Here is a 6,003-nt window from a genome sequence, read left to right on the forward strand (position 1 = left end):
CGCTGATATAGAGCCTGTCGTCAATCGTCAAGATCGCGAAGCTCTCCGAAAATAAGTGGCGTTCGTCGTGAGCACCTATCACTGCGCCGCAGGGGCAGCAGTCGCGAGCGCTTTCATCACCTCGTTAGTGATGTCCACCGTTGGCGCAGCCATAACGGCATCCTGCAGTATCAGGTCGTACTTTTCCTGCTTGAAGATCTGGCGGATCGCACGGTGTGTCAGCTCCCATAGCTCGGACTTCTGCTCGTTGCGGCGCTGAGCTACCTCTTCATTGAACTCACGGAGCTTTCGCATGAGGTCGCGTTCCTGATCGATCAGTTCGCGCCGCCTGCGACCGATATCGTGTTCGGACAGCGTGGGTCCTTCCTTATCCAGTTGGTCGGCCACGGCCTTGAGGTGAGCTCCCAACTCATCCAGTTGCCTCTGTCGAGGGAGGATTTCGGCAGCCAGCTTGTCCTCCATAGCCCTGGCGGGGAGCGACAGGAGCATCACACGCTCGAAGTCCACGTAACCGATCTTAAGTTGCTGAGCCAGCGCGGATGAAGGAGCCAGAGAGATCATGCACGCCGCCACCGCGCCGGTGGCAAAGACAACCGCTGTACGGCGGGCCACCGCGGAGGTAGCCACCGAAAAGGTCAAGATAAATCTGTTCATCAGAATGGCGTTCCGACGTGAATGTGAAAGCACTGGATGTTATGCGACGCCCCAATAAACAGCCGTTCCTACACGCAACGCTCAGACGTCATTGGCAGCACTGCAGGTTTCAAAAGCCTCTGTGTCGATTCTCTGTGAAGACGGTACACCGACCGTCCGCTTCTGGCCGAGGCTGTGTGAAAACGTCGATAGACGACTTTTGCTGGGGTAATTCAACCCTTGCTCGCATCGAGATCGTGCGTTGGAGGCCGATCTGAGCGGTCGACTTCTGAGTCGACTGGCAGGTCAAGGGCGCAACGCGCGTTTTCACACAGCCTCGGCCGATAGCGGAAGTCTAGCAATATGCCAAGGCCTTCAACCGGAGGAGTTCACCAAGCGCTTGCCGTTACAGCCCCTGTAACGTCATTTCCTGGACCGGTGCCGGTTGATCCCGTTCAGTCCCGGCAAATCCCGATTTATCGCGACGTTGTTGGTTGGTTTATCTCAACTCCCTTCAGCCGGGCCCCAGGCGGTCGCCGCCAAACATGAACGTGTCGTTCATGTCGAACAGCAGGGCCTTGTAGCGATGGAGAGGGGGAACCATTGGAGGCAATGGTGCCTGATCCGTGCCACAGGTGGCTCGCAAAGACGGGCCGCACCGGGCTGTGCGCTTTTCCTGATGTGCCCGCCACAAAACCCCTCGCTGGACAATGCGAATGAGAATGCATATCATTTTATTCGCCTGAGTACGCTACGCCCCGTCCACCGCAAAAGGCTCCCACCAGGAGCATTGCCATGGACCTGCGCCACGCAGCCAGCCTTTCGACCACCCCTGCCGCCCGGGACGCCCTGGCGCCCGAGCCCGCCACGCTGGCGCATTGGGAGCGCACGCTGCAGCGCGCCAATGCCGCCCTGCGCATGGACCAGCCCGTGATGGCGCTGGCCTACCAGCAGCAGGCGCTGGTGCTGGCCTTGCGCATCGTGCAGGCGCCGCCCGCCGGCCGGGAGGACGACTGCATTGCCGCCCTGGTGGTTTCGCACCTGAACCTGGCCGATCTGCAGGCCGAAGCCGGCGCGCTGGACGAGTCGGCGCAACTGCTGTGCAGCGTGCACGCCACGCTGCTGGGCCTGATGGCCGATGGCAGCCGCGGCGCCGCGCTGCAGCAGGCAGCCTGGCGCCAAAGCCGCGAGACCCACGCCGCATTGCTTCGCCATGTGCAGGCGCATGGCGCGCACCCCGACACCACGGCCGTGCTGGCCGGCGCCCGGGGCGTGCTGCGGGGCACGGCGCACTGAGCCGGCTGTCTACCGATTACCCCACCCCTGAAAGGAACCCATGCCCTATACCTTGCCTGCCTTGCCCTATGCCTATGACGCGCTGGAGCCCCACATCGATGCCCGCACGATGGAGATCCACCACACCAAGCACCACCAGACCTACATCAACAACCTGAACGCCGCGCTGGATGGCACGCCCCACGCCGGCCTGCCGGTGGAGGAGCTGGTGGCCTGCATTGCCCGGCTGCCCGAGAACCTGCAGGGCCCCGTGCGCAACAACGGCGGCGGCCATGCCAACCACAGCCTGTTCTGGACCGTGATGTCGCCCACCGGCGGCGGCGAGCCGCAGGGCGCGCTGGCCGATGCCATCCAGGCGGACCTGGGCGGCTTCGACGCCTTCAAGGACGCCTTCACCAAGGCCGCGCTCACGCGCTTTGGCAGCGGCTGGGCCTGGCTCAGCGTGAACAGCGCCGGCAGGCTGGTGGTGGAAAGCTCGGGCAACCAGGACAGCCCGCTCATGGCCGGCCCGCTGTCGGGCAACACCCCCATCCTGGGCCTGGACGTGTGGGAACACGCCTACTACCTGCAGTACCAAAATCGCCGCCCCGAATACATCGCGGCGTTCTATAACGTAGTGGACTGGGCCGAGGTGGCGCGCCGCTACGCCGCCGCGCGCGGCTGAATCCATCCGCCTAGCCCGACCCCTGCCGGAGCCGAACCCATGAACGTTCCCCCGCCGTCCCCTGACAACGCCGCGCTGTCTGCCGGCCTGACGCCTCCTGCCCGCCAGCCCTTGCATTGGCGCCAGTGGCTGGGCCTGGCCATCGTGCTCACCGGGGGCGTGGTCGGCACGCTGCAGGTATGGCAATGGATCGCGGGCCAGCCGGTGGTGCTGTCGGCGCTGCTGGGCGGGAGCGCGGCCGCCCTGGCCACGGCCCTGGGCACCTTGCCGGTGATGCTCTCGCAGCGCATCTCCGAACGCACGCAGGACACCATGTTCGGCTTTGGCGCGGGCGTGATGCTGGCGGCCTGCTCGTTCTCGCTCATCATCCCGGGCATCAATGCCTCGCGCGCGGCCGGGGCCGGCGCCTGGGAGGCGGGCGGCACCATGGGCGCCGCCATCCTGCTCGGCGCGCTGGTGCTGCTGCTCATGGAGCGCCTGCTGCCGCACGAGCACTTCATCAAGGGCGTGGAGGGCGGGCAGATCTCGCGCACGCTGCGCCGCACCTGGCTCTTCGTGTTCGCGATCGCCCTGCACAACCTGCCCGAGGGCCTGGCCATCGGCGTGGGCTATGCCAGCGGCGATGCCGTGCGTGCGGGTGCCCTGGCCACCGGCATCGCCATCCAGGACGTGCCCGAAGGCCTGGTCGTGGCCGTGGCACTGCTGGCGGCCGGCTACAAGCGCTGGCTGGCCGTGGGCCTGGGCATGGCCTCGGGCCTGGTGGAACCGCTGGGCGCCGTGCTGGGCGCTGCCGTGGTCAGCTACTCGGTGAGCCTGCTGCCCTGGGGACTGGGCTTTGCCGCTGGCGCCATGCTGTTCGTGATCAGCCACGAGATCATCCCCGAGTCGCACCGCAAGGGCCACGAGGCCTGGGCGACCGGCGGGCTGATGCTGGGCTTTGTGATCATGATGGTGCTCGACACCGCCCTCGGCTGATCCCGGGCAGGCGGTCCCACAGGCCACGGCGCGCAAATTGCCGTGGCCTTTGTGCTTTTCAGGGCAGGGCGTCGTAGGCTTGCTTGAGCGCCGGGGCCAGCGACTGGAGCGAGGTTGCGGTGGTGTTGCCCGCGTTGCGGCCCTCCACCGAACGCACACGCCCCTCGTTGAGGGCGCGGGCCATCTCGGCCAGCAGATGGGCCAGGTCGGGCGCAATGCCGGCCTGGGCCATGCCCTCGGCAGCAGCCTCATAAGGCAGTTGCTGGTAGGCCAAGCCCGGCTGGCCGATGACTTCGCCCACAAAAGCGGCGAGCTGGTCGTGGCTCAGGTCGCCGGGGCCCAGCAGCTCGCGCACGCTGTGGCCGGTCCAGCCACGCTGGTTCAGCGCGGTGGTGGCCGCATCGGCGATGTCGCGCGTGGCGATCATGGGGATGGGCAGATCGGGTGCAAAGGCATCGGCCAGGCTGCCGCCGTACTTCACACCGGACAGCAGGTTGAACAGGCCTTCATAGAACATGGCCGGGCGCAGCCTGAGCACATGGCTGTGCTGCAGGGTGGCCAGGCGCTGTTCCTGCTCGTGCAGGCTGACCAGCACACCCGTGCCGGCAGGCTGCTCGGCGCCCAGGCTGCTGAGCGCCACCACATGCGGCACACGCGCGGCCTGCAGTGCCGCCACGATGGCCTGGCCCTGCGTGCGTTGCAGCGCCATGAAACCGGAGGCCGTGGGATCGAAAGGCATCATGGCGTAGACGGCGTAGGTGCCTTCGAAAGCGCGGGTGAGGTAGGCCGGGTCGGCGGCATCACCCACGTGCACCTGCGCACCCTGTTGCCGCAAGGCGTCGAGCCGCTCGGCCGAGCGGCCCATGGCGCGCACGCGGTGGCCCAGTGCGAGGAGGTTGCGGGCGATCACGCTGCCCGTGTGGCCGGTGGCACCCATCACTGCGATGTCTGACATGTGGAACTCCAAGGGGTTGTGGAACAAACAGGCCTCCAGTGTCTCGGCCAACCCCAGGTATGCCAATGATGAATCAACGGTGTTTTTTGATTATTCGTCCAGATCGGATTAGGATGCGGGCATGGACATCCAGGTTGAAGCCGCCTCTGCCGCCACCGATCCGCTGGGCCGGGCCCTGCACTTGTTGCGCATGACGGGGGTGATCTACTGCTACTCCTACCTGCACCCGCCCATGGGCATTGCGCTGCCGCCGATCCCGGGCTGCCTGATGTTCCACGCTATCACGGCCGGCGAATGCTGGCTGCGCGTGCCGGGCGCCGAACCCGTGCTGCTGCGCGCGGGCGATTTCGCGCTGGTGCCGCGCGGCGAGGGGCACGACCTGCTGTCCACCGCCACCTCGCAGGCCGACGATTTCTTCGAGCTGCCGCGCGTGCAGCTTGGCGGGCGCTTCGAGATCATGCGCCACGGCGAAGGCAGCGCGCCGGTCTCCATGGTCTGCGGCGCAGTGCGTTTTGACGACGTGCTGGCCCGCCGCCTGGTGCATGCGCTGCCGCGCCAGATCGTGCTGGGCGGGCAGTCGCTGGGGCCCTCGAACTGGCTCGCGCCCATCCTGGCGCTGCTGCAGGCAGAGGTACAGCACCTGCGGCCCGGCGGCGAGGCCGTGGCCACGCGCCTGGCCGATGTGCTGGTGCTGCAGGCCATCCGCACCTGGCTGCAGAACGACCCGGGCGCGCGCACCGGCTGGCTGGGGGCCCTGCAGGACGCCCAGCTCGGCCCAGCCCTGGTGCTCATGCACGAGCAGCCCGGCACGCCCTGGACCCTGGCCTCGCTGGCCAGCGCCGTGGCCATGTCGCGCTCGGCCTTTGCCGCGCGCTTCGCGGCATCGGTGGGCATGCCGGTGATGCAGTACCTGACCCTGTGGCGCATGGCGCTGGCCCAGTCGCGCCTGCAGGAGGGGCAGGTGCGCCTGGCCGAACTGGCCGACAGCCTGGGCTACCAGTCGGAGGCGGCGTTCAGCCGCGCGTACAAGCGCTGGTCGGGGCGTTCGCCGGGGAGCGAGCGACGGGTGGAGACGGCTGTCTTGGTTTAGCCAAAGAACCAGTAGCAGACCGCAATCGCTGCAATGACCCCCGCCAGCTCCGCCAGGAGCGCACACGCCACCGCGTGCCGCGCACGCTGTATGCCCACGGCACCGAAATACACCGCCAGCACATAGAAAGTGGTCTCGGTGCTGCCCTGGCTGATGGCCGCCGCGCGCGCGGCGAAGCTGTCCACGCCCTGGGTCTGCATGGTCTCGATCAGCATGGCGCGGGCGGCGCTGCCAGAGAAGGGCTTGACCAAGGCGGTGGGCAGTGCGTCCACGAAGCGCGTGTCGGCGCCGACCGCCTCCACGCACCAGCGGATGGCGTCGAGCACGTAGCCCAGCGCGCCCGAGGCGCGGAACACGCCCACGGCGCAGAGCATGGCCACCAGGTAGGGC

General features: G+C 67.3%; 7 protein-coding genes. 4 read left to right on the forward strand and 3 right to left on the reverse strand.

From position 1 onward, the window contains the following. Window positions 1-78 precede the first annotated feature (78 nt). Entirely contained in the window at window positions 79-654 is a 576-nt protein-coding gene (locus ACK59X_RS24345; RefSeq protein ID WP_409960940.1) for an OmpH family outer membrane protein, read from the reverse strand. 774 nt (window positions 655-1,428) lie between these two features. Between ACK59X_RS24345 and ACK59X_RS24350 the strand changes: the two genes are divergently transcribed. From ACK59X_RS24350 to ACK59X_RS24360, 3 genes are read left to right on the forward strand one after another with little or no spacing between them, the layout of a single operon-like run. Beyond that, window positions 1,429-1,929 carry a hypothetical protein gene (locus ACK59X_RS24350; protein ID WP_409960941.1) on the forward strand — a complete coding sequence of 167 codons (501 nt, stop codon included), beginning with the start codon at window positions 1,429-1,431 and terminating at the stop codon, window positions 1,927-1,929. Between the two features lie 40 nt (window positions 1,930-1,969). Further along, window positions 1,970-2,593 carry a superoxide dismutase gene (locus ACK59X_RS24355; RefSeq protein WP_409960942.1) on the forward strand — a complete coding sequence of 208 codons (624 nt, stop codon included), beginning with the start codon at window positions 1,970-1,972 and terminating at the stop codon, window positions 2,591-2,593. A 39-nt stretch (window positions 2,594-2,632) separates the two neighbouring features. Beyond that, window positions 2,633-3,568, forward strand: coding sequence for a ZIP family metal transporter (locus ACK59X_RS24360; RefSeq protein ID WP_409960943.1), 936 nt, complete (start codon window positions 2,633-2,635; stop codon window positions 3,566-3,568). Window positions 3,569-3,626: 58 nt separating this feature from the next. Here the strand turns inward: ACK59X_RS24360 and ACK59X_RS24365 are convergent, their stop codons facing one another. After that, entirely contained in the window at window positions 3,627-4,523 is an 897-nt protein-coding gene (locus ACK59X_RS24365) for an NAD(P)H-binding protein (protein ID WP_409960944.1), read from the reverse strand. Between the two features lie 121 nt (window positions 4,524-4,644). Between ACK59X_RS24365 and ACK59X_RS24370 the strand changes: the two genes are divergently transcribed. Beyond that, window positions 4,645-5,613, forward strand: coding sequence for an AraC family transcriptional regulator (locus ACK59X_RS24370; protein WP_409960945.1), 969 nt, complete (start codon window positions 4,645-4,647; stop codon window positions 5,611-5,613). On the opposite strand, the gene ACK59X_RS24375 is transcribed toward ACK59X_RS24370, so the two are convergent. Further along, the coding region (locus ACK59X_RS24375) for a spore maturation protein (RefSeq protein ID WP_409960946.1) at window positions 5,610-6,003 on the reverse strand (394 nt) is incomplete at its 5' end. The two genes, ACK59X_RS24370 and ACK59X_RS24375, sit on opposite strands and share 4 nt — an antisense overlap.

It is taken from the genome of Acidovorax sp. (assembly GCF_046339755.1).
In the GTDB taxonomy this organism is placed as follows: Bacteria; Pseudomonadota; Gammaproteobacteria; order Burkholderiales; family Burkholderiaceae_C; genus Acidovorax.

Coding starts and splice junctions, on each gene's coding strand:
- ACK59X_RS24345 (WP_409960940.1), bottom strand. CDS start 654: ATGAACAGATTTATCTTGACCTTTTCGGTGGCTACCTCCGCGGTGGCC.
- ACK59X_RS24350 (WP_409960941.1), top strand. CDS start 1,429: ATGGACCTGCGCCACGCAGCCAGCCTTTCGACCACCCCTGCCGCCCGG.
- ACK59X_RS24355 (WP_409960942.1), top strand. CDS start 1,970: ATGCCCTATACCTTGCCTGCCTTGCCCTATGCCTATGACGCGCTGGAG.
- ACK59X_RS24360 (WP_409960943.1), top strand. CDS start 2,633: ATGAACGTTCCCCCGCCGTCCCCTGACAACGCCGCGCTGTCTGCCGGC.
- ACK59X_RS24365 (WP_409960944.1), bottom strand. CDS start 4,523: ATGTCAGACATCGCAGTGATGGGTGCCACCGGCCACACGGGCAGCGTG.
- ACK59X_RS24370 (WP_409960945.1), top strand. CDS start 4,645: ATGGACATCCAGGTTGAAGCCGCCTCTGCCGCCACCGATCCGCTGGGC.